General features: G+C 37.2%; 18 protein-coding genes and 1 riboswitch. Of the genes, 15 read left to right on the top strand and 3 right to left on the bottom strand.

Going from position 1 to position 23764, the window contains the following annotated elements; genetic code table 11:
* Positions 1-74 precede the first annotated feature (74 nt).
* From RM573_RS10900 to RM573_RS10870, 7 genes are all read left to right on the top strand, one after another.
* Positions 75-509: a MerR family DNA-binding protein gene (locus RM573_RS10900; RefSeq protein WP_311581580.1), complete on the top strand. Its 435-nt coding sequence runs from the start codon at positions 75-77 to the stop codon at positions 507-509.
* Positions 502-1605 carry a permease gene (locus RM573_RS10895; protein WP_311581578.1) on the top strand — a complete coding sequence of 368 codons (1104 nt, stop codon included), beginning with the start codon at positions 502-504 and terminating at the stop codon, positions 1603-1605. Before RM573_RS10900 ends, RM573_RS10895 begins: the two co-directional genes overlap by 8 nt.
* A 108-nt stretch (positions 1606-1713) precedes the next feature.
* Positions 1714-2577 carry a YicC/YloC family endoribonuclease gene (locus RM573_RS10890; protein WP_311581576.1) on the top strand — a complete coding sequence of 288 codons (864 nt, stop codon included), beginning with the start codon at positions 1714-1716 and terminating at the stop codon, positions 2575-2577.
* A 453-nt stretch (positions 2578-3030) separates the two neighbouring features.
* Complete coding sequence (locus tag RM573_RS10885; RefSeq protein ID WP_311581574.1) at positions 3031-6231, top strand: DUF3427 domain-containing protein; 3201 nt, start codon at positions 3031-3033, stop codon at positions 6229-6231.
* A gap of 565 nt (positions 6232-6796) precedes the next feature.
* Positions 6797-7021, top strand: a complete 225-nt coding sequence (locus RM573_RS10880; RefSeq protein ID WP_311581572.1) for a helix-turn-helix domain-containing protein — start codon at positions 6797-6799, stop codon at positions 7019-7021.
* Positions 7011-8204, top strand: a complete 1194-nt coding sequence (locus tag RM573_RS10875) for a type II toxin-antitoxin system HipA family toxin (RefSeq protein ID WP_311581570.1) — start codon at positions 7011-7013, stop codon at positions 8202-8204. Before RM573_RS10880 ends, RM573_RS10875 begins: the two co-directional genes overlap by 11 nt.
* Before the next feature lie 462 nt (positions 8205-8666).
* Positions 8667-10835, top strand: coding sequence for a WD40 repeat domain-containing protein (locus tag RM573_RS10870; RefSeq protein ID WP_311581568.1), 2169 nt, complete (start codon positions 8667-8669; stop codon positions 10833-10835).
* A gap of 214 nt (positions 10836-11049) precedes the next feature.
* Here RM573_RS10870 and RM573_RS10865 read toward each other — a convergent pair whose 3' ends face one another.
* Positions 11050-11343, bottom strand: a complete 294-nt coding sequence (locus tag RM573_RS10865; RefSeq protein WP_311581566.1) for a hypothetical protein — start codon at positions 11341-11343, stop codon at positions 11050-11052.
* Between the two features lie 422 nt (positions 11344-11765).
* On the opposite strand from RM573_RS10865, the gene RM573_RS10860 reads away from it, so the two are divergent.
* The 6 genes from RM573_RS10860 (at position 11766) to RM573_RS10835 (ending at position 17418) form a co-directional block, all read left to right on the top strand.
* A complete protein-coding gene (locus RM573_RS10860) occupies positions 11766-12368 on the top strand; it encodes a hypothetical protein (RefSeq protein ID WP_311581564.1) in 603 nt (200 codons plus the stop codon).
* Between the two features lie 240 nt (positions 12369-12608).
* A complete protein-coding gene (locus RM573_RS10855; RefSeq protein ID WP_311581562.1) occupies positions 12609-13163 on the top strand; it encodes a hypothetical protein in 555 nt (184 codons plus the stop codon).
* A gap of 55 nt (positions 13164-13218) precedes the next feature.
* Positions 13219-13325, top strand: a riboswitch (TPP riboswitch).
* A 62-nt stretch (positions 13326-13387) separates the two neighbouring features.
* Positions 13388-15547, top strand: a complete 2160-nt coding sequence (locus RM573_RS10850) for a TonB-dependent receptor (RefSeq protein ID WP_311581560.1) — start codon at positions 13388-13390, stop codon at positions 15545-15547.
* A 57-nt stretch (positions 15548-15604) separates the two neighbouring features.
* The gene (locus tag RM573_RS10845) at positions 15605-15871 is read left to right on the top strand and encodes a hypothetical protein (RefSeq protein WP_311581558.1); all 267 of its coding nucleotides are present in this window, start codon (positions 15605-15607) and stop codon (positions 15869-15871) included.
* 10 nt (positions 15872-15881) lie between these two features.
* Positions 15882-16517 carry a nicotinamide riboside transporter PnuC gene (gene pnuC / locus RM573_RS10840; protein WP_311581556.1) on the top strand — a complete coding sequence of 212 codons (636 nt, stop codon included), beginning with the start codon at positions 15882-15884 and terminating at the stop codon, positions 16515-16517.
* An 85-nt stretch (positions 16518-16602) separates the two neighbouring features.
* Complete coding sequence (locus RM573_RS10835) at positions 16603-17418, top strand: phosphotransferase (protein WP_311581554.1); 816 nt, start codon at positions 16603-16605, stop codon at positions 17416-17418.
* 97 nt (positions 17419-17515) lie between these two features.
* Here RM573_RS10835 and RM573_RS10830 read toward each other — a convergent pair whose 3' ends face one another.
* Positions 17516-20590 (bottom strand): efflux RND transporter permease subunit, encoded by a 3075-nt coding sequence (locus tag RM573_RS10830; protein WP_311581552.1) that lies wholly within the window; start codon positions 20588-20590, stop codon positions 17516-17518.
* Positions 20590-21684: an efflux RND transporter periplasmic adaptor subunit gene (locus tag RM573_RS10825; protein WP_311581550.1), complete on the bottom strand. Its 1095-nt coding sequence runs from the start codon at positions 21682-21684 to the stop codon at positions 20590-20592. Before RM573_RS10825 ends, RM573_RS10830 begins: the two co-directional genes overlap by 1 nt.
* A gap of 346 nt (positions 21685-22030) precedes the next feature.
* On the opposite strand from RM573_RS10825, the gene RM573_RS10820 reads away from it, so the two are divergent.
* Positions 22031-22597, top strand: coding sequence for a glutathione peroxidase (locus tag RM573_RS10820; RefSeq protein WP_432280235.1), 567 nt, complete (start codon positions 22031-22033; stop codon positions 22595-22597).
* A complete protein-coding gene (locus RM573_RS10815; RefSeq protein ID WP_311581548.1) occupies positions 22594-23685 on the top strand; it encodes an MltA domain-containing protein in 1092 nt (363 codons plus the stop codon). The genes RM573_RS10820 and RM573_RS10815 overlap by 4 nt, the downstream gene beginning before the upstream one ends.
* The last annotated feature ends 79 nt before the right edge of the window (positions 23686-23764 follow it).

The following is a 23764-nucleotide window of genomic DNA, read 5'->3' as shown; positions in this document are numbered from 1 at the left end:
TTTTAAAAATATAGTTGACCTGTGAGTAACTCATAGCTTTATAGTATGGCTATGATTTGCTATAGGTTAATGTTATGAGAGTAAAACAACTTGCACAGCGGTATTCGCTTAGCCTAGATACGGTACGTTACTACACTCGTATTGGATTGTTAAAGCCACAAACAAACCCCATTAACGGTTATAAAGAATATCTACCCGCTGATCAGCGACGGCTTGAGTTTATTATTCAGGCTAAATCGTTAGGTTTTTCACTACACGATATTGAAACTGTGATTGACCAGTCAAACTCAGGTAGTTCTCCTTGTCCAACCGTAAGAGAAATCATCAAAGATAGAATTATCGAAACCGAAGAAAAAATTGCCGCAATGCAGGCAACGTGTCAACAAATGAAAGCAGCCTTGGCAACTTGGCAATCACTTCCTGATTGCACACCTACGGGGGATCATGTTTGCCATTTAATCGAAGGGTTAATTGACGAAACAACCAATGAGGAGTTGTTAAATGAGTAATTGTTGCAGCACAGACAAACAACAAGAGACTAATTCAGCCAAAGACAACAGTACGCAACCACAATCATCTGACTGTTGTGAACCCGTTAAAGGTAGTATTGACTGGTTGTTATGGGGAGGGAGCAGTTTTGTAGTTTTAGCGTTTATTAGCTATTGGTTTCAATCGCCGTCAGAATCTTGGTGGTACATTATTAGTGCGACTACCGTTGAAATGCTTGATGCTATGTGGATAGGCATGCTACTTGGGGTGGTCATTGTTGGTTGGTTAAGTCGCTTACCGCGCGATCTTATTATAGCCACTATTGGCAAAGGCCAAACCACAAGCGGCATTTTTAGAGCAACTATGGCAGGTTTGTTATTTGATTTATGTAATCACGGTATTTTAATGGTTGGTATGAAGCTCTATGAACGTGGCGCAAGTATTGGCCAAGTCATGGCGTTTATCATCGCCAGTCCGTGGAACTCTTTTACATTAACCTTTATTTTAATTGGTTTAATTGGATGGCAATGGACCTTGTGCTTTATCGCCTTTTCGTTAGTCATTGCCTGGACAAGTGGCATTATATTTGACCGCCTCGCAATGTCGGGTGTGTTACCTCAAAATGAAAATCTACATGAACTAACTTCAGACTTTAGTTTTAAAGAAACGCTAACTAAGCTGATTAAAGAAGCCGATTACACTCCTAATGCCTTAATAAACATGTTTATAAATGGTTTTAAAGATTCACGTATGGTGTTTCGTTGGGTATTTGTCGGCATTGTATTAGTGGCACTGGTCAGAGCCTTTGTACCACCAGAAAGTTTTAACCTATGGTTTGGTGCAACCGCAAGTGGCTTATTTTTAACCCTGATTGCCGCTACTATTATTGAAGTTTGCTCTGAAGGCTCAACACCAATAGCGGCAGACTTAATTACTCGCGCCAGCGCACCGGGTAATTCTTTTACCTTTCTCATGGCAGGTGCATCAACCGACTATACCGAAATTATGGTATTAAAAGACACCACAAAAAGCTGGAAAACAGCACTGTTTTTACCGCTAATTACTGTCCCGCAAGTGTTATTTATTGGTTGGATTATGAATACGGGGTTTGCATAAAAATATAGTACTTGTTGTGGGTAAGTTAGCAAATTTTGGTACGCTCAGGCATAATCCTTTCGTTCATTCTTATAAAACAAACTTTATAGAGTAAAAATAGGAAAGATTATGATCCATAGTATGACAGCTTTTTCACGAGTTGAAGTGAAAGGTGATTGGGGTAATGCCATTTGGGAAATTAGAAGTGTTAATCAACGCTTTTTAGAAACCTATTTCAGATTACCTGAGCAATTTCGTAGTGTTGAACCCGTATTAAGAGAGCGTTTTCGTAAAGCATTAAATCGCGGCAAAGTGGAATGTGGCTTACGTTTTAATGCAAACCCTGCAACTAAAGGTAAACTCTCAATAAACAAAGACTTAGCCTCGCAATTATTAGAGCATGCAAGTTGGGTTAACGAACAAACACTCAATAGCCAAGTGAACCCTATCGAAATAATGCGCTGGCCTGGCGTAATGGAAACTGAAGAAGCTGACATGGACAGCATTCAAGCAGATATTTTAAAAGGATTTGACCAAGCACTAACAGACTTTATTGCTGCTCGAGCAAGTGAAGGCGAAAACATGAAAGCGCTTATTGAACAACGCCTTGATGGCATTGTTGCGGAAGCTGAAAAAGTAAAAGGTCATATGCCTGAAGTGATCCAATGGCAACGCACACGTATTATTGATAAATTTACAGACGCTAAAATTGAACTGGAATCAACCAGAGTTGAACAAGAACTTGTAATGCTCGCGCAAAAAATGGATGTAGATGAAGAAATAGATCGCCTCTTTAGCCATGTTAAAGAAACCAAAAGTATCTTGAAAAAAGGTGGTGCTCAAGGCCGTCGTTTAGACTTTATGATGCAAGAATTTAACCGTGAAGCGAATACCTTAGGCTCAAAATCAATCAATGCAGACATCACCAATGCGGCAGTTGAATTGAAAGTGCTTATTGAACAAATGAGAGAGCAGATCCAGAATATCGAGTAGAAACTTATCAACCTTTACATAGGATTAAAAATATTCATTTACCGTCATATAACTATCAAATAGGGTCATGACGGTAACTCTAAACCTTTAAGAACCTTTATTAAAAGTCAGTTCCCTTCAATTTTAAAATCGAAATACAAGTCATGAGGCGAGTCAGCCATTTTTCACTTTGCTAATCCATATTCTAGTAGCTTTATTCAAAAAGTTTAGAATTGATTTTCTAATCCTCGAAAATCGATATTACCTCCATGATTTGTTAAAAACATGGCTGAAATTTACCAGTCAGACCAGTAAAAACGTTGGTAGAAATTTATATTTTTATAAAAGCATGGATCTAATAATTAAAAACACTAATTCGCCTGAGTTATTTAAAAATTATACCCCTACCATTAAGCTTTTACCCAAATTCAATTTTCAGTTATGCTAAACAAATCAAAGACAAAAAGGAACTTTATGAATCAAGCTGGAATTTATGAGCAACTAATCACCCAATTAGTTGAGCAAAAGTTAGACCGTGAAACTTTTTTTGTTGGTGAGCGTTCATTAGAAAATGGAGAAGCTGCATCTTGGTTGTCTCGATTTCTAACTCGAATTATAGAAATAGCTATGGATTCAGTGCCAAATGGTGAGAATAGAGTTTTTGAGCAAATAAACTTAGCCAATAAGGTCATCGGTTGGTTAAGCGATAATATTGGCGATAAAGAAATTGTCTCCGAAAACTTGATTGATACGCAAGGCAAGATACTGACCGCACTCCTAGACAAGCAAAATCCTGTTGCTTCTGATCTTCCTAAATATATTGAATCAATTATGCCGCTGACAGGGCTAACTCAAAGCGAATTATTTTGTGGCAGTAACGTGGGCATTTCGCTCGAAACTGAGATTAAAAGAGAAATTCAATCATCAGACAAAATTTACTGGTTAGTTTCATTTATAAAGTGGGCTGGAATTAGGATTTTTAAGAAGGAGCTTGAGGAGTTTACTCGCAGTGGTAAGCAACTAAAAGTAATCACCACATCCTATATGGGGGCCACTGATGCTAAAGCCGTAGAGTTTTTGGCATCTCTACCTAATACACAAGTAAAACTCAGTTACAATACGAACAGGGAACGACTTCATGCTAAGTCATACCTGTTTATGCGTGATACTAGCTTTCACACTGGTTACATTGGCTCATCGAATTTATCTCACTCAGCCTTAACCAGCGGCTTAGAGTGGAATTTAAAAATTACCTCTCAAGAAATTCCTCATATTATCGAGAAGTCTCTTAGCACCTTTGAAACTTACTGGGAGTCTCCAGATTTTGAAAACTTTGATGGCAATGCACAAAGCAAGGAAAGGCTTAGCATTGCCTTAAAAACAGCTAAAGGTTCGTTTGATGGTAATGTGCCTAGCTTTTATTTCGATATTAAACCGCACTCTCATCAAAAAAATATACTAGAGAAATTAAAGGTCGAGCGAGAGCTGCATGGAAGATATAGAAACCTTGTCGTCGCCGCAACGGGAACGGGGAAAACAATCATTTCTGCCTTCGACTTTGCAAGATTCTACAATGAAAACCCCGAAGCTAAATTTCTATTTTTAGCCCATAGAGAGGAAATACTTAAGCAAGCAAGAAGCGCATATCGCGGAGTTCTTAAGAGCAGTCAATTTGGGGAGCTATTGGTAGGTCAATACAAGCCTGAAAAGTTTAATCATCTATTTGCTTCTATCCAAAGTTTCAATAATCAACTTTCTAGCTTGAGCTTAACTAAAGATTACTTTGACTATATTGTCATTGACGAGGTTCACCATGTTACAGCAAATAGCTATCGCCCAATTCTAGATCACTTTCAGCCAACAATACTCATTGGCTTAACTGCAACACCGGAACGCCATGACGGTGCTGATATCCTCAAAGATTTCAGCAACGTTATTGCCGCGGAAATTCGGTTGCCAGAAGCAATAAATCAACGCCATTTATCGCCATTTCAGTACTTTGCAATTGATGATGAAACAGATCTTACGAAAATTTCATGGTCAAAAGGCCGATATGATGTTGCTGAGCTTACCAACTTGTATACATTGAATGATCAACGGGTAGTTAGAATTATTCAAAGCCTCAATGAAATTGTTACTGACATTTCTCAAATGCGAGCGCTAGCGTTCTGCGTTAGTAAAGAGCATGCGAATTATATGGCTAAGAAATTTACTTTGAGTGGCATTCCTTGTGGTGTGCTTACCAGTGATAATTCTAAGGACCGTGATATTCAGCAGCAGCGCTTAAAATCTAGAGAAATTAATGTCCTATTTGTAGTCGATATCTTTAATGAAGGTGTCGATATTCCAGAACTCGATACCTTACTATTTTTAAGACCAACAGAAAGTTTAACTATTTTCTTACAGCAATTAGGTCGAGGACTCCGCTTAATCGAAAACAAAGAATGCTGCACCATTTTAGATTTTGTTGGTAACTCAAGACCTGAATATGATTTTTCTCATAAGTTTCGGGCGCTAGTTGGTAAAACTAACCAAGCTATTTCAAAAGAGGTGAAACAAGGTTTTCCTCACCTTCCTCTTGGCTGTCGTATTGAGTTACAAGAGAAAACTCAGCAAATGATCTTGAGAAACATCTCTCAAGCAACGCTAAACAAAAACAAATTGCTTAACCTTATCTCTAACTATCCTCACGTTACAGATTTACCGCTTACTCTGACAAACTTCTTAAATATCTATCCGGATATTACTTTAGAAGATATTTATAAAATAAAAGTTGGTAAGTTTGGAGGATGGAACGCTTTAATTGCTGAAAGCAATCAGAATGATAAAGATGAAGCTGAATCTCCCGTATACGCGGCTTATTACCGTGCAATCAATAATCGCTTTCTAGGTAATACATCTATTTCATATTTAAGGTTTGTTATAGCCCTATGCGAGTCTAACTTTTCCCTAATGGACCTAGTGAATATCAAAGCAGTGCCTGCAAGACACAAAGAACTATTTGCTGTTATGTGTCATTATGATTTTTGGGATAAAACAGCTAAACAAGCTGGGTTTAATTCGATTTCGTCTAGTATCGAGGCGTTAAACAGCACACTTCTTAAAAATGAATTACATGAAGTCATCACATTGTTAATAGAACGTCTTGAAACACAAGAGTTTTCAATGCCAACAGTGGAAAATGAAATAGTTGATAGCTCCCCTCTTAAAATGCACGTTAGATATCCTAAAGAGCACATTTTGGTTGCATTTGGGGACACTACCATTGATAGAAAGTCTTCAAGTCGTGAGGGAATTTTAAACATTGCAGACGCAAATACAGAGCTGCTATTTGTGACTCTTGATAAATGTGAAAAACAGTTTTCTGCTACCACTATGTATCATGACTATGCTATCAGCCCAACATTATTTCACTGGCAAACACAAAACAGCTCAAAGCCTACATCAGGTAAAGGCCTAAGTTATATTCAACAACAGCAGAATGAAAAAACGTTTATTTTGTTTGTTAGAGAACAAGCAAAAGACGAGTACGGAAAAACAATGGGATTTGTTAATTTTGGACCTGTTGATTTTGTAAAGTATGAAGGTTCACAACCGATGAATATTACATGGAAGCTTAAATATCCTATGCCAGCATATATGTGGCATGAGACTGCTAAATTGGCGGTTGGATAGTAACAGGTTCTATTTATCGTTAAGTTCTCTTATTCTATCCAGTGGCTTACACTCTGGATCAGCTTTAAGTCCAAATCTCAAGAAATCAAACGATTTTTTGGTTATATAAGGATTTTTTTGAGATCAAAGCAGCGTATCTAGCCAAAACTATCAGGTAAGAAGGATACTGCTAATATGAGCGTTCAAATAGTCGCAAAAATTAGTATGTAGAGATAAATAATCGTAAAAATAAACGTCTACATTTCTTATGAAGTTTTCATTTTCCAGTGCACAGTTTTCAGATTCTCGTTTAAATTGTTGTATCTATACTTATTCTTTCGAACAAACCAATCGCTCAACAAATAAGTAAAATATTATAATCTAGTGTCCTCTCATGTATTTAATCATCAAAAATGGTCAGTAAGGCCGTAAAGTCTCATTTATGATTAGTTAATTGATGTTTCTATTGGATGTGCCATAATTGGGTAATTAAGCTTTTATTGTTCAAATATGGTGTTTTATGAGGAAAATTGATTATACCAAAGAACTTCTTGGTAACTTGATAAAGCAATCGAGGGCTTCTTCTATGGATCAAGAAGAATTAGCTTTAAGAGCTGGTACAAGTAAGAATACCATTAGCAGACTGGAACGTGGGAAAGGCATCAATTCTGATACCTTACTTATGATATTGAATCAATTGGAAATCCTCGACCCATTTATTGAAACTATTGAAAAAGAATATGAGTTAGTAAATAGAAATCCCGTTAGAAAACGCTCACGAGTAGAGAAGGAATTACCAAATGATTTCTAGAGCATATGTTTTTATCGATGGGCTAGAGTCTTCCCCAATAATCTGCGGAATTGTTGAGCTTGATGCAAAGGGCAATATTGGCAAATTTCGATATGGTCAAAGTTATCTGCAAAGATCAGATGCATTCCCTTTAGATCCTGTGCACTTACCACTACTTAGTGACCAATTTATCACAAGAGTAAATAAGGGGATGTTCGGTGTTATTTTAGATGCTGGAGCTGACAGTTGGGGGAAAAAACTTATTCTATCACTTCACTCTACTAAGCCTAGAAATGCTTTAGAGTTAGTTTTGGCTGGTGATAGCATGGGAGTCGGAGCATTAACATTTAGCTTATCTAGGACAGCATGTAAGCCGAAGGTAAGTAAAAATAAGCTTGAGGATATTCCTATGCTCTTAAAAGGCAAAACGGCCATTCTTAATAATGAAGAGATCTCAAAAGAAGCTAAAAAAGCTTTTGAGTATGGTTCAAGTATGGGAGGAGCAAGACCTAAAACTATAATTGAGGATAATGGCAACAGTTATTTGGCCAAGTTCAATCGTCAAGATGACATATTTAATGTGTGTCTTGTAGAGCACGCGACAATGACTATGCTGAAAGAACTAAACGTTAGAGTAGCGAATACGTCGATACTACATAGTCAACAAGAAGATATATTATTAGTGGAACGATTTGACTGTGCTAATTACCAACCGTCACACCACTTTTTAAGTGCCAATTCGTTAATTAACCAAGAGAAAATTACTAATCAGGCGCTTGCTGAAACATATAGCTATGGATCTTTGGCCGAGTTTATAATGAAATATGGCGCAGAGCCAAAAGACTCTCATGAACTTTATACACGCATGGTGTTTAATATAATGATGGGTAACACCGACGATCACTCAAGAAACCACGCTTTCTTATATTCATTTTCGGATAAAGCTTGGCGTCTGTCGCCAGCCTATGACGTATTACCTATAAACAATTCTCGCCAACATGGTATTGGTATAGGCGCACAAGGTAGAGTGGGAACAATTGATAATGCGTTATCGCAATCGAAAAGGTTTGGTCTTACTCAGGCAAAAGCCAAAACGATTATATCAACAGTACAAGAATTGACTTATGAATGGGCAACTTATTTTAGAAAATTAGGAGTATCTGATACTGATCTTGAAAGATTAAAAGGGGTAATTCCCTCGTAGTAAGAGGCCTTTCTAAAAAGTATTTTACATAATCATTTTTATTGGTAACTACCTGTAAAATATAGTGTTATCTATTAAGGTGTTTTGATAGTTCCTGAACATCGAATAGTTTTCACCTTTCAGTAATTCTGTAAATTTCATTTTAAAGCCTCGTTTTTCGGGGCTTTTTGTATTTTAATTATGTTTTTATTATACGTCCTAACCACATAATCAATATATGAATAAATCAATCAGAACTTTATACATGTATTATTTATTGAACGGAAGAAAGCTTAACAAGCTATCAAAGTCAGCGGTCACTAAATTGGTTACCAATTAGTGAAAAATGGTTTTCATTAGATCTAATTAATTATTTTAGTTAGATATTTTATAGAATTCTATGCGCTTACATAGAATCTGGAATATAAATGCATTAATCTAACATTAATTTAATAATAGCCCGTATTTTTAGAAGGAATTTTAATGAAAAAATATAATATCGTCATTGTATGTTCTTTAGTATTTGCATGTATGTCTACGCTTGTTGATGCATCTACAAGACCTAGCAATCAGGATGTGTTAAATCAAACCGACGAATCAGGAAAACTTGCCATAACAGGTAAGAGTTGTAAAAGTCATGCTTCATCTTGTAATGGCGTAACGGTTAAAAACCTTGAAACGGGTGATATTATTTTCCAAGAAAATAAGGTGTCTTATAAGCTTGATTATAATCAAAATCCTTACAGTCCTATTGGAGGTCGGTATTATAACTTTACCATGGCACCAAATGGTGAACGCTTCGGTTTTTGGTTTGAACGCTGGAACAGTAGCGAAGACTATTTTTATATCTATCAGACCAACCCGGTAAAACTCATTCAAAAAATAAAAGGTGGTGACTGGGATGGCAGAGCAGAGTTTTCCGCTTCAGGTAAACGATTGGTGTTTGAAAAACACGATCGTTTAGCCGTATTTGACGTTGATTCAGGCAAACGTCTACCGTTAGAAAATGCTAAATTCGACAATAGTCGGGAAGTGAAATCAATCGCTATTACGCCAGATGATACTAAATTAATTTCGATTGTTGAATACGGTATTGTCACTTGGGATTTAGCAACCGGTAAGCAACTTTATAATCATAATACTCGTAAGCGATCTGGTTTCGTGGTTTCCGGCACTGAATTTGGTAGAGGGCAATTGCGCTTTTCAAAAGATAACAATACGGCATTATCGGTAGGTGGAAGCATTTATATACTTGATGTTAATACCGGCCGTTTAATTAAAGAGCTTGAAACAAAAAAACTATCACCAAATGATACGCATTATGCAAAAGTAGATTTTATTGACCAAGGTAACTTACCCTTAGTTACCGTATTTGCCCCGACAGAGTTTCTCAAAAAAGATAAGTACGAAATATTTATCGCCGATTGGCAACAAGAAAAAATATTAATGAAGATAGGAGAAACAGGCGATAATTATCATCAATTACGTAAACATGCCCTCGAGCTCACCTCTAGCGCTTATACAGAGCAATTGCTTGAAGAAACTGAAAAAGCGAAGCAATTATCAGGAATGGTGCAATTAACCAAACTAGCGGCGTTATATCAGCAAAATGATGTACCGCTAAGTCGCTATTTTCCAGAGAGAAGGCAATGGATTGAGCAATTAAAAACAGACTGGTACACACTTGCCAAGCAGCACATTAACCAAGCTAAAAACAATGGAGATGTAAAACTATTGCAAACACTTATTAACAGTGATTTGCTTGGTAACAAAGAAAATCGAGTACTCGCCTATCAATCGTTGCATAGCGTTTTAAAAAATAACGATGATTATAAAAGATTAATTGCACTTGCCGAATCTGACTATATTCCTGCTCAAATAAAAAGAGACAGCTTACTTGATGCCATAGCACGTTACCCAGATACAACAAAGCTAACTGACTATTTGGCCTTGGCTGATAAATTTAATGACGATGCAAGTGTGACAAACGCGGTATTTAACAAAGTTTATCAACGCGTAAAAGAGGCTGATAACATCGCGTCGTATCAGTGGTATATTAAGCATGTCCCGCAAAGTGAACACACCCAAGAGGCGTTACTTACCTTATATAAGCGCGCATTTGAGCTCGCAGACGACAGAGGCACTATCGCCAGTTATAACGACTTTATCATTGCTTATCCATTTGCCCCACAAGTGAATCAAGCAACTGATAATGCAAGAGAATTAGAAGAAGATGAATACTCAAGTTACTTTAGTAGCGACGAAGAACTTTCGCGTCGTTTGTTAGTACGTTCAAAACAAATATCGCGTATTGCTAATCAATATCGTTATGACAATACGGGGTATTTATTAGTCATTGATCGGATGAATACTCTGTTGCAAGACATGTACCCAGGCCAAGATGCAACGTTACGTCATTTAGAGTCTGAAGAATTTAAAGATTTTCATCGAGATTTTAGTCGAGCAATGCGCTCATTATCGACTAAGTTAGATAATATCAACGATAACGTTAAAGACTTAAAACGACATGTGGCTAAACAATCAGACATGATCGAACAACATTTTGAAAAGGCAGCCCAAGACCGAGAAACTGCTGATGAGTTAACTCGACAACACCGTATGTGGGAGCGTTATCTGCAGGGGAATACATAGTTTAGGTCAATTGATTTTTTGAAACATAATCAATAAAAGGATTTCATTTACACTCGAAGAGGCGCTCAATGGCAAAAAAATAGAGAGCCTCTGCCTTAATTTTGGGTGGAATTTTATAACATAGCTATTTGATAACAAGTTATATATTTTGAAGCTACTTGATAACAATCATTTGTTCTGGTCAAGTATCGCTGATTAATCAAAATGGGTGTGTTTATGTTCTACATTTGTCTCTTTTGGTGCCGCTTTTATGTGTTAATAACCTATGTAGTGCCACAGGCATTAAAAACCACGCCACTTCAGCGAGTAATAATGGAACCATTACTTTTGCTGCCATACTGCCTGTTTGAATATTTGACCACACCATTTTGTAAAGCACCCAATTACTATACAGGGTAGGATTAAAGTCAAAAGCAAAGCGATACACTTCCATAAAGACTGTTGGTTTAAAAACTTGTAAGCACACAAACAATGCTGAACATAAAAATAAGTTAGCCATTTTTTGCATTAACTTGCTCCTTAAATATAGTGCTTAATTTGCTGGATGATACTGGTTGATAGGTAATATGGCCATATCTCTTGGATCTTTTTAAATGAGAGCGTTGACTTCATTGCATTCGTGTTTCGATACTTAATCGAGTGAAAGCGTGGCATTTGCATAAGTAAAACTGGCAGCAAATAAAAGTACATTTAAATAGCACACACTAACAATAAACTTACCAAGCCGTTTTACTCCTGTAGGAATTGAAGGTATAAGTAAAGTTTTTGCTTTTTCGTATATTTAAATTAAAAGCTCAAAAACATTTAGTCGCTATATATTGTATAGAATGTAGCCAAGCTAATATAGCCAAGTTCATTATTACGGTAAACCCGTATACACTGCTAAATTCTCAGCTTTGCTGATTGAGCAACATTCGGATAAAACATTTCATGAAAAAAATTATCGTTTTGGTCACACTCTTTGTCTTGCTAGTGGCGGGGTACCTTTCACTTACTGATGAGGAAAATACCTCGTTAATCACCGATCGTTCGTCACTTGAAATTGAGTCTGAAGAGCAAGAGATTGACGTTAATCAATTCTCAAAGCAACCCGATTATCGAATAACAATAAAATCGTCAGATGGTGAAATCACTGACAGGGATATTTCAAGAAATATCGATATCGAAAGCGAAATCGATAGCACTGTATCGGAAGAATCTAGAGGAAGTCATACTACTTCTTCATTAGATATATTTTTGACTGGCGAAGCTGACTTTCTTTTTGTTGATGACACTGATGAATTACATCAATATTTATTGAACAAATGGGATGGCAAAGCTGAATTTATTGAAGATGGAATTTACGATATAGAAGTCTCGGTATTAGGGGCTAAAAAGGAGATTATTTTATTTGAAATTAACCATAAACAACGAGCCGTTATGTCTGCAGAAGAGTTTAGAGATCAATATTTGCTACCTGAATTGGCTAAGTTTGACTCTGATTCATCCTATGGAGAGTATTCAAGTTATTTGAACAAAAAATTAGAGCAATAGACAACGCGTTTTTGAGCCTTTTTACTTCTAGAGATAATAACAATTATGGGATTTTTAAATTATCGTTTAAGTAATTTTGCTCGATACCTAATATTTTATTTCGAGCGTTGTTCAAAACTTACCAAGCTGTATTTCCGTGAATATTAGCGCTCTTAAACCAATGTTTTACAGTGAAATCACTAAGTGGTAACTTAATACTAGCTATAGAAGAACACTCTTCATATTAAGAGACAAATAGAAATGGAATTAATTCAAGATGCTATTTTCGCTGTAATTTTCACTGGCTTACCTGTTTATGCTTTTAGCTTTTTGATGGTATTTTTTTCGTATCAAAAAGGTTATTTGTCGACAAACGTTGCCTTTAAAAATGCCTTTGATAAAAACGATGAGAACCCTTCTCAACTGTCGAAAAAAAATAAGAAAAACCTGCCGTTTTTTCATTCAAAGTGGGTTACCTTTGGCGGCGGATTTTATGGCTTAATTGCCATGCTGACTTTTTTAATTATCGAGATTCTGCAAATTGTTAACTTTTGGTTAGGGGTTTCACGCTGGAAAGACGTGACTGATTTATTCAGCATAGGTGCGCTGATCGCTATGTTCGTTGATTCTTTAAAAAATATGATCACGGCGGCTATATGGTTTACTTACTGGCCAAATAAATTACCGGCTTCTCATTTTATACTCTGGATCCTTATTTGTTATGGTTGTTATCGAGCTGGCGCCTATTCAGCGAAGTATTTTTATATTAATAAACGTTTTCTGCCTATAAAAAACACGAACACTCAGAAAATGTAAGTATAATTTATTCCTAAAAATAGATGTACATTACATTATTAGTTGTTATTATCCTGCTCAAACCAAGGGGTGCATAAAACATTAGTGTTTTTATGCTGAGATGATTGACCCTTACTACCTGATACGGATAATGCCGACGTAGGGATGGTTAACTTATTATTGATCGATCGATCTTTGATAATTTGCTCTCTATTGTATTATTCGATTAATAATATGAGAGCCACATGAATCTAGTTAAATCTTCACTCGCTATTCTTACATCTTTTAGTTTTTTATCTGCAAATGCGTATGCTTCTGAGCAAGAGGAAGCCATTGAAAGCATTACGGTTACTTCAAACTTTAAACAACAATCCCTTGCCCAAGCACCTACCAGTATTGCTGTTGTTACCTCCGAACAAATATTGGCACAAGGCGACCAGCATTTTGAAAATGTATTAGCAAGTGTGGCTAATGTTAATTTTTCGGGCGAATCTTCTCGTCCTAAATTTTTGCAAATACGTGGCGTAGGCGAACGTTCTCAATACAGTGGGGCGCCTAATTCTTCGGTAGGTTTTATTGTTGATGATATCGACTTATCTGGCTTAGGCATGGCAGCGAGTATGTATGATGTTAACCAAGTAGAAGTGTTGCGCGGCCCACAAGGTACTCGTTTTGGTGCGAATGCATTGGCGGGCATGGTGTATATTCAGTCTAATGCTCCTTCAGATGTGTCAGAACATGGTATTAAAACTTCGTTTGGTAACGATGATTTAATAAACGTCGCTGGTTTTAGCACAGGCGCATTAAGTGAGCGTTTAAATTATCGCGTGAGCATAGAGCAACACCAACAAAATGGTTTTAGAGACAACTTATTTTTAGCTAAAGACGACACCAATGGTATTGATGAGCTAAGCGGTAAGTTGAAACTTGCTTACCAAGCAAGTGACGAATTAACGGTTGATTTTACCTTGTTATTTGCTGATATGGACAATGGGTACGATGTTTGGACATTAGACAATAATGGTTTTGATACTCTCACTGACCATCCTGGTATCGATAAACAAAAATCGTCTGGTAGCTCGTTAAAATTTAATTATTCGGGCTTTACTTCGGCTGAATTAACGGCAATTTCAAGCTTTACTAGCACAGATCATCATAATGCCTTTGATGGTGATTGGGCGAATGCTAACTATTGGGCAGAGAAAAGCTGTACAGATTATTATGATGAAAATGGCAATGGTGATGACAGCGATCAAATCCCGTGTGTGTATGAATATTTATGGGATAAAGAGGCAGATAGAGACGTTTGGTCACAAGAAATTCGTTTGAATAATAAATCAAGCCATAAAATATTTAACCAGACAACGGATTGGTTAGCAGGAATTTATGTGAGCAAGTTAGACGAAGAGAATGATCTTGAGTCTTATTACAATGGTTGGGAAGATGAAATATTAGTGTCTCAATATCAAGCTAAAAATATGGCAATATTTGCTCAGCTAGACAGCACTTTGTCAGAAGACTATCAGTTATCGGTAGGTTTACGGGTTGAAAATAGAGACAGCGATTATATTGATAGCGAACAAGACAGTTTTTCTCCAAGTGAAACCATGTGGGGTGGTCATATTGCTCTAAGTAAAGCACTAAATAACGACCATAACGCCTATGTTCGCATTGCTAAGGGTTATAAAGCGGGTGGTTTTAATATGGGTTTACCGGCTGAGTTAAGCCAATTTAAAGAGTTTGATACTGAAACCTTGCTCAACTACGAATTTGGTCTAGATTCGTCGTATTTGAATAATAAGATTCATTCTCGCGTCGCTTTTTTCTACATGGACAGAAAAGACCAGCAAGTCAACGCATCGCAACAAGATCCAAATAACCCGCAACGTTTTACTATTTATACTGCTAACGCAACGAGTTCAACTAGTTACGGAGCAGAGCTTGATTTAACTTGGCAAGTGACCGCTAATTTGAATGTATATGCTACATTGGGGTATTTAGATGCTCGTTATGATAACTATGCGTATTTTGATAAATACGGGTCAACTATTGATATTTCTGATAGAACTTTAGCTCATGCTCCTAAAAACACGTATAGCTTAGGTGGAAGTTATATAAGTGATTCTGGTGTGTTTGTTAACGTTTCAACTTCGGGCAAAAGCAGCTTTTACTTCTCAGATAGTCATTCTGAAAAATCGTCAAGTAATCAATTGATTAATGCTCGTATTGGTTATGAAACTCAATCGTGGTCAGTGTATTTATGGGCACGTAACCTAACGGATGAAAAAGTGGCGACCCGAGGGTTTTACTTCGGCAATGAACCCGATATTGACTGGGCTGCGAAAAAATTTGAGCGTTATGCGGCACCTAGACAAGTTGGTGTTACATTAGACTATCAATTTTAGTTTCAATAATATGCGTAGATAATCGCAATAATGAATTAGTTTATTAAAGGTGAAGAAATGGAAATATCGATTGAGATCAGTTTATACCCATTAGCAGAAGAAAAGTTTAAAACGGAGATTTGGGCGTTCATCAAGCGATTAAGAAATGTTGACGGCTTAGAAGTGGTCACCAATGGCATGAGTACTCAAGTCTTTGGTGACTATGATCTTGCTGTTGAAAAAGTGATGTCAGAAATTAAACATGTGCATCAAACATTAAATGCCGCAGTTTTTATTTGTAAGTTTATTGGTGGCAACCGCAGTGTTGTAGAAGCTGAAAGCTAAGTTGAATAATATGACTGAAACAATTGCCTATTTTACTCAATTGCCTTTTTGGGAATTAATTGCCGTTGCTTCAGCATTGATTTATGTTGTGCTTGCTGCCAAAGAAAATATTTGGTGTTGGCCGGCGGCTTTAATCAGTACGGTTATCTATACCGTTATTTTTTATGACGTGTATTTATGGATGGAAAGCCTGCTACAAGTATATTATTTTGCAATGGCAATTTATGGTTGGTATTGTTGGTATTATATTAATAAACGTCCGCAGAAAACTTTATATATTCAATCTTGGTCTTTGAGCTTTCATGTCAAAGCTATTTTACTGTTAAGTATTATTTCTATGGTTGTGGGCTTGTTAATGGCAACCAATACACCTACCCACTATCCATATCTTGACTCAGCAACAACCGTGTTTTCTGTTTTTACCACTTACTTAGTGGCGCAAAAAGTATTAGAAAATTGGCTGTATTGGATTGTAATTAATGCAGTTTCTGTTTACCTTTACCTTGCAAAAGATTTAGAGCCAACCGCAGCACTTTTAGTGTTATATTTTTTTATGGCTTTATATGGTTACTTTCAATGGTCAACTAAATTTAAACAACGAAAACAAAATGAGGTTTTAACTGAAACATCAACGGCACAACCATAAGGATAAGTTCGGTTCTATAGAAAGTGATATTCAACGTATTAAAGCACTTACTTGTTTTGATGGTTATATTTGTGCTATTGAAAGGGTGTTATTAGGCCTCAGTCATCATTGTTATATCGTTACTGCCGTTAATCTTGAAAGTCAAAAATCAGCTAAGTATTTTGTTAAGTCTTTATCTTCACATCCGTCTACTGAACAAAACGAACGATTAGTTGCTCAGTCTTCTGCCGCTCTAAATCTCTCGCCTTCTGTTATTTATCAATCGAAAGATTGGTTAGTCACGCAATATATTGAAGGCTATTCACTCTTTGAAAATCAATATACGATCTCAGAGAAAATCGCGGTTGCGATGAGGTTATTGCAAAATTTTCATCAAGTAACGCCAATTGATAAAATTTCGTCCCTGTCGATAAAGTCATTAATTGAAGCGCAAATAAAAATGAATGCGTTTACTCAAGCACAGCAATCATTTTTAATGACGTTGAATCAAAAAATTAATACTTTTGCTCAAGTGTCTGAGCCAGTGGTTTGCCATGGCGATTTAAACTTCACGAATATACTGATCGATAAGCGAGCCAATGCTTGGTTAGTTGATTATGAGTGTACATCAATTTGCTGTGCAGAATATGATGTTGCGATGTTTATCGCGATTAATAATTTATCTAACTGTGACTTTGCTTATATTTTTGATTGTTATCAAGGCAAGAGCAAAAAGTCATTAAAGGCTGATTTGGTACACGCTTATTTAGCATGTTGTTATTTAATTAATGGCTTATGGTACCAAGAGCGCTCTTATCATACGAAAGAAAATGACCAGTATATCGACCTTGCTCATCAACAATATAGCCAATTTGATCAGCTGAATATAACCGACAAAAAACTCGTTGAACAATTACTGTAAGCTCGTATAAATAAGTTTGCATAAAAACGTAAAAAAACGCCCACTTTGCTGTGGGCGTATTTATTTCACTTATCTAAAAATTGATTAAAGGCTGAAACTAAGCCGTTTCTGCGGAAAGTTCAGCATCAAATTGATGTGCTGTTGCTTTACCCATTTGTAATAAACTAGGTAAGAAAATTAATGTAAATATCGTACTTACGCTCATTCCCCCAACAATAACAGCGGCAATTCCTCGGTATAGTTCAGCGCCGGCGCCCGGGATCAATAATAACGGGAGCATGCCACAAATACTGGTTAATGTGCTCATGAGTATTGGCCTTAGTCGTAAGCGTACCGCTTGCTCTACTGCATCATGCCTAGATAAACCATCGTTTTCCCCCAAACGCGTTTGATAAACAAGTAAAATAGCATTGTTGACCACAAGCCCGAGTAAGATAATAAAACCTATCATGGTGAGTAAGTCGAGCGGTTGGAAAATAATCTGGTTAGTTATTTGTAGCATCGCAATACCACCTACGGTTGCTAACGGTATGGTTAATACCACCAACAAACTGTCCTTGAAGGAACGGAATAACGCTGACATTAATAAATATAAAATAGCTAAAGCAAGCAAGAAGCTTTGGCTCATATTTTGTAATGCTTCGGTTAAAGCTTCTGCTGAGCCGCGATAATTTATCGCACCAGTTTCAGGTAATTGCTCTAAAATCGCAGGTTCTGCTTTTTCTTTGATGGCGTTAATGGCATCTTCTAAACTAATATTTTCTGGAGGCGTTACTTGTAAAGTAATGGTTCTTTTTCTATCAACACGTCTGATAGAGCTCGGTCCTGCCGTTCTAACAACATCAACTAACTCACCAACGGGTTGTACGCCAGCTTCAGGTGTTGCTAATGGAATTGCGGCTAATTCTTCAGGCGACTCCCAATCGGTTGAGCGTAAAATTACATTCAAACGTTTTTGACCATTGAAAAAATCACCCACATAAAGCCCAGTACCTAAGGCTCTTGATATTGAAGACACTTGTTGTCTTGTCCAACCTGATTCAGCAATACTGCGCTCATCTGGGATCATGCGTAATTCAGGCTCCGCAAGAGAAAGGCCAGGTGTCGGTTGAATTTGTGCCCCAGGTAATGCTTGACTGACTGCGCCAAAACCAACTTGTGCAGCAGAAAGTAATTGGTCAACTTCATTGCCTTGAATATCAATATCGATACGGCGACCACCACCTAAGTTACCAAATAACTCTTCTTGAGAAGCAAAGGCGATAGTATCAGGGAAGCCTGCTAATACTTCACCATTAATAATATTGACAATGTCTTTGATGTGATCTGAGTTTTCGGCTCGTCCTCCCATAAAACCAAAATTACCGAAAAAACCTAACCATGAATGTTCAATTTTCGGTGATTTTTCGCCGGTTAAATAAGGCATTAAACGTTGATTAATTTCATCGCTCATTTCCACTCTAGCTGCCAAATAACTTTGTCCCGGAGGCGGTAATAAAAATGCGTTAAATGAATTTTGATTACCTTTAGGAAGATAATCGATTTTCGGAAACATTAAATAGCTGCCGATAAACGAAAAGAGCATCAAGCCAAATACCCAAGCAACACGTTTTTTAGGGGTTGACGTAATATGCATAATGCCGCTGGTGATATTCGTCCACCAATGATTATGAGGGTCTTCTGATGACACTTCTTTTAATAATCGGCGAGCCGCAGTAGGTAACACAGTTACCGCAATTAATAATGAAGCGACAATAGCAACAGCAATGGTAATGGCTAAATCAGCAAAAAGCTGCCCTGATACTTCTTCTAAAAAGGCAATGGGTAAGAAAATGGCAACCGTTGTGGCTGTAGAGGATAACAAAGCTCCCCAAACTTGGGTTGTGCCTTTTAATGATGCTTCATTGGGTTTCGCTCCGTTTTCACGCAACCGGACGATATTTTCTAAGACAACAATAGCAGCATCGAGCACCATGCCAACGGCAAAAGCTAATCCGGCCATTGAAATAATATTCAATGTTCTCCCTGTGCTGTGCATGATCACTAAGGTGACAACTAGTGAGATTGGAATGGATAAAGCAACAATTAAGGTTGCTTTAAACTTACGTAAGAACCACCACAGTACAATAATGGCTAATACGATGCCGAGAATTAAATTATTTTTAACTAGGCTCATTGAACGACCAATGTAAATCGTTTCATCATACATTTGGATGAGTTCTAATTTGGAGCGTTTCAGCGGACCTTCGTTGAGTTCTTTAATAGCCGATTTTAGACCGTCCATGACTTGAATAACATTCACGCCTTGTTCTGCTTGTACGTTCATTGCGATGGCTGGTGAGCCATCAAGTGTCAGTACTCCAGTTCGGTCTGATAATGCCAGTTCGACCTTTGCGACATCTTTTAATAAAATCGGCTGGCCATTTCGCCAATCAAGCACCATATTTTGAAGCTGTTCAACACCATATTTACCTGAAAAGCGTAAGGTATATTTGCGACGGCCAATTTCGTTAAAACCACCAGAAGCGTCAGTATTATTTGTTAATGTACTCGCAATTGCCGGAATATTAAGCCCAAGTGTTGCGGCTTTATAAGGATCAAAGGTAATACGTAATTCTGTTGCTAAACCGCCAAAAGCATTGGATTGAGAAACACCTTCAACACGCTCGATGCGTGTTTGCACCACTTCTTCGGTGAAATCTTGATAACTGGCAATATCATTGGTATTACCTTCGGTTGGTTTTAATGCTAACCAAGCAATAGCGTCAAAATTACTAGCACCACCAACAGCAATCACTGGCTCGGTAGCATCCGCTGGATAGTTAGGGACTTGATTTAATGCATTCATTACATCAATTAATGCCCGTTGTAAGTTCACACCGGTTTTGTACCTTAAGGTAATACTACCACTGCCTTGACTTGAATTTGACTCAAGTAATTCAAGACTTTGTAAGCCCTTTAAAACATCTTCTTGGCGTTCAATGATTTCGGCTTCGATTTCTTCAGGTGCCGCAGCGCGCCAGCTGGTAGAGATCACTATTTGTGGTTTACTGATATCCGGCGTTAATTGGATAGGCAATTTATAAAGACTAATACCGCCAAATAGCATGATCAATAATACCGCGACGATTACCGCGGTAGGATTTTTAAGTGAGGCTGAGGTGAGGGTCATTATTTAGTTCCCATAGCCGAATTTCCGGAAATCAGCTTATCATTATTGGTTTTTATATTGACTGTTTGTCCTGCTCTTAACCGTTCTGCACCACGAATCACAACATTATCACCAGCTTGAATATCACCAATAACTTCAACGAGCTCACCTTCACTAATACCAACGGTAACATTGACTTGTTTGGCTTTGTTTTCAGCATCTATGATAAAAATGCTCATCGCATCGCGTCTTAATACTAAGGCGTCTCGATGTGTTGCGAGTACTTGTTTGCTATCTCCTGTTGCCACTGCAGCTTTTATGTCTAAGCCAATTGGCCAGTCAAAAGATGACATATCTAGGCGTACTTCCATTAAATGTGAACGTGAGTCAGCAACCGGAATAATGGCTTTTATATCGGCACTTCCTTCGCCTAACGGAGATTTAATTGCAAGCTGTTTACTCTCTTTTAAATAGCGATAAGCCGTTAATGGCGCAAATACTGAAGCTTCAACATTGGCGGTTTCTACTAGGCGAATAATTGCATTGCCGTTATTGACATATTCGCCTTGGTTACTTAAACGTTCAGCAACAATGCCATCAAATGGTGCTTTGAGTTTCGTGTAGGTAATATCTTGCGCGATTTGTTCAAGTTTAGCTTTAGCTGCTGCTGCATTGGCTTTTGCCATATTAAGATTTGCGATGGTTTCTTCTAGCTCTTTTTCAGAGATCAGTTTTTTTTCAACTAAGGTTTTCTTTCTTTTTACCTCAGCACTTTCAAACGTTAGTTTTGCTTGGGCATTGGCGACCAGTGCATCCGCTTCATGGTATTTTAATGTCAGCGCTCGGTCATCAAGTTCGGCAATGATTTGATCTTTTTTTACCTTGCTACCTAGGTTTGCCAAGCTAATTAATCGACCAGATACATCGGCGGCAATTTGTGAGTTATTGCGACTCACAACACTGCCTGACACCCAAGCAACGGGAGACAAAGTCGTACTTTGTATCTTGGTTACATTAACATTGGCCGGTGGCCCTTGCTGCGCATGAGAAGAAAAAGCGATGAAACTAATTAGAGAAAGGGTTCTAATGAGTGCGCTGAAATGAAGTGGTTTCATATTATCCAAAATACCTTTTAAAATTTAACATAGCTAAGTGTATGCTAACTTTGTGGAAATTCCTGTATAACTCAAAGAAAATCAGACAATAATTTGTCAGATTTTATTTCAATTAACTTTGATTAATTCAATAAAGTTATACACTTGACATGATAATTCAAGTGTTAATCGATATTAAGGGGGATATATCCGATGAGCTCCAGATATTTACCTTTGGCAGTGATTATAACAGGTGGATTATGCTCAAGAAACTCTCCATTGTTTATGAATGCTCACATAGGTGTTTTTGTGATAATGTATAGCTACATTCGCCATGTATCATGGCTTAAATAGCAAGATTAGGAATATGATGAAATATCTACTGTTACTTATAATGATTGGATTAGGCTTTTCAGTGATCACACCAGTTAAGGCCAGCGAGCTGAATAATAGCTGTCCTGATTATCTTAACGTGACGAAGCAAAAATTACATTCAAGTAAGACAGTCAATTTATGCGAATTAACGCAAGGGAAACCTGTGTTGATTGTAAATACAGCAAGTAATTGTGGTTTTACGCCTCACTTTAAGCAATTAGAAGCAATACATAAAAAATATCAGTCACAAGGATTGGTGGTGATAGGTTTTCCTTCAGATGATTTTTTTCAAGAAGAAGATAATGAAAAAGATACTGCCAAAATTTGTTATGTAAATTATGGTGTTACTTTTACTATGCTGTCGACTAGTGCCGTAAGAGGCAGCGATGTAAATAGTGTCTTTGAATTTTTAGCCGAGAAATCAACGTCACCAAAATGGAATTTCTATAAATATTTAGTGGATGGTAAAGGCCAAAAAGTACAGTCTTTCAGCCCAAGAACAGCGCCAGATGATGCTGAGTTTATACAAGCAATTGAAAGCCTACTTGTGAAGTCATGATGAATATTTATCGATTGATTGGCTGGGTATGTATTTCGTTTAGTTTTGCTAGTCAGGCAGAGTTTGTTTTACAAGAAACGCCTGAAATTATTGGCGAAATCTCTGTGAATACTGCAGATTTATGTGATGTTGCTAATAATACAAAACACTATATCGAGTCATTCCCTCAAGATAAATTTGCTGTACATGCAGGTGAAGTGATTGAAGGAATAAACGTATCTCGGGTTGTAAAAACGTTAGACTTTTTATGCCAATCGCCAAAGAGCAGCTCTTACTCTCGCGATTATTTATTACAACATTTTGACTTTTATCGTTGGTTACCAGACAAACAACAAGCTCATCAGTTAGCCGAGCAGAGTAATAATGCGGTAAAGAAACGCTTATTAAATAATATTCCTGAGAAGCAAATATTTATTACTAAATATTACACAAAATTGTTAAAGGCTAGCGATAAACCAACGGCTAAATTTAACCAAGCTTTATATGCTTTACCGGCCGATGAACAAGGAATGACCTTAGCTGAAGCTGAAAAAAACAAACAACATTTAACGCGTTATCAATTGACTCGTCAGCAAATCATTAACGGAGCCTTGTTAAATAATAAGCTTGCACAACCTCTTATTTGGTTAACCGAAGAAGCTTTGCACGATGTCTTGTTACAAGGTACTGGTGTTGTCGACATTAATGGTAAGAAACGATATTTTAATGTTCATCGCAATAATGGCATTGCTTATGATTATACGCTCGGAAAACGAGAGCAGTCGCGTTATTGGTATTTTGCTGAGGTGCCAAGTATCTTAGGATACGGTAAAACCCTCGCAGAGAAAATAGCGATCAAACCTGATGTAACTTTTGCCGGTAATGTTAAGCAGTTAGGTCTTGGAAAATTATTTTTAATAAATTACCTCGTTGATGGTAAGCCCGTCAACAATATGGGGGTGTTAGCTGATCAAGGTGGCGCATTTGATAATAATTTATTTCAGTTAGATTTTCTTAAAGGCAGTTATTACGGTTGGAAAGACTATTATCAAGCCAATAAACACTTACCTGATTATGCAAATACTTGGCTCATGTTGATTAAACAATAGTTATATTGTCAGGTGTTTGTTGAGGGATCATCTTGCTAATTCAAACGGAAACAATGTGATAAAAGAAAAGCTCGTTTGA

Origin of the sequence: Thalassotalea castellviae, from assembly GCF_031846185.1 — a bacterium.
Taxonomy (GTDB): domain Bacteria; phylum Pseudomonadota; class Gammaproteobacteria; order Enterobacterales; family Alteromonadaceae; genus Thalassotalea_H; species Thalassotalea_H castellviae.
The sequence above is the reverse complement of the archived record's forward strand: the minus strand, read 5'-3'. Positions and strand labels throughout refer to the sequence as shown.

Coding starts and splice junctions, on each gene's coding strand:
- RM573_RS10900 (WP_311581580.1), top strand. CDS start 75: ATGAGAGTAAAACAACTTGCACAGCGGTATTCGCTTAGCCTAGATACG.
- RM573_RS10895 (WP_311581578.1), top strand. CDS start 502: ATGAGTAATTGTTGCAGCACAGACAAACAACAAGAGACTAATTCAGCC.
- RM573_RS10890 (WP_311581576.1), top strand. CDS start 1,714: ATGATCCATAGTATGACAGCTTTTTCACGAGTTGAAGTGAAAGGTGAT.
- RM573_RS10885 (WP_311581574.1), top strand. CDS start 3,031: ATGAATCAAGCTGGAATTTATGAGCAACTAATCACCCAATTAGTTGAG.
- RM573_RS10880 (WP_311581572.1), top strand. CDS start 6,797: ATGGATCAAGAAGAATTAGCTTTAAGAGCTGGTACAAGTAAGAATACC.
- RM573_RS10875 (WP_311581570.1), top strand. CDS start 7,011: ATGATTTCTAGAGCATATGTTTTTATCGATGGGCTAGAGTCTTCCCCA.
- RM573_RS10870 (WP_311581568.1), top strand. CDS start 8,667: ATGAAAAAATATAATATCGTCATTGTATGTTCTTTAGTATTTGCATGT.
- RM573_RS10865 (WP_311581566.1), bottom strand. CDS start 11,343: ATGCAAAAAATGGCTAACTTATTTTTATGTTCAGCATTGTTTGTGTGC.
- RM573_RS10860 (WP_311581564.1), top strand. CDS start 11,766: ATGAAAAAAATTATCGTTTTGGTCACACTCTTTGTCTTGCTAGTGGCG.
- RM573_RS10855 (WP_311581562.1), top strand. CDS start 12,609: ATGGAATTAATTCAAGATGCTATTTTCGCTGTAATTTTCACTGGCTTA.
- RM573_RS10850 (WP_311581560.1), top strand. CDS start 13,388: ATGAATCTAGTTAAATCTTCACTCGCTATTCTTACATCTTTTAGTTTT.
- RM573_RS10845 (WP_311581558.1), top strand. CDS start 15,605: ATGGAAATATCGATTGAGATCAGTTTATACCCATTAGCAGAAGAAAAG.
- pnuC (WP_311581556.1), top strand. CDS start 15,882: ATGACTGAAACAATTGCCTATTTTACTCAATTGCCTTTTTGGGAATTA.
- RM573_RS10830 (WP_311581552.1), bottom strand. CDS start 20,590: ATGACCCTCACCTCAGCCTCACTTAAAAATCCTACCGCGGTAATCGTC.
- RM573_RS10825 (WP_311581550.1), bottom strand. CDS start 21,684: ATGAAACCACTTCATTTCAGCGCACTCATTAGAACCCTTTCTCTAATT.
- RM573_RS10820 (WP_432280235.1), top strand. CDS start 22,031: ATGATGAAATATCTACTGTTACTTATAATGATTGGATTAGGCTTTTCA.
- RM573_RS10815 (WP_311581548.1), top strand. CDS start 22,594: ATGATGAATATTTATCGATTGATTGGCTGGGTATGTATTTCGTTTAGT.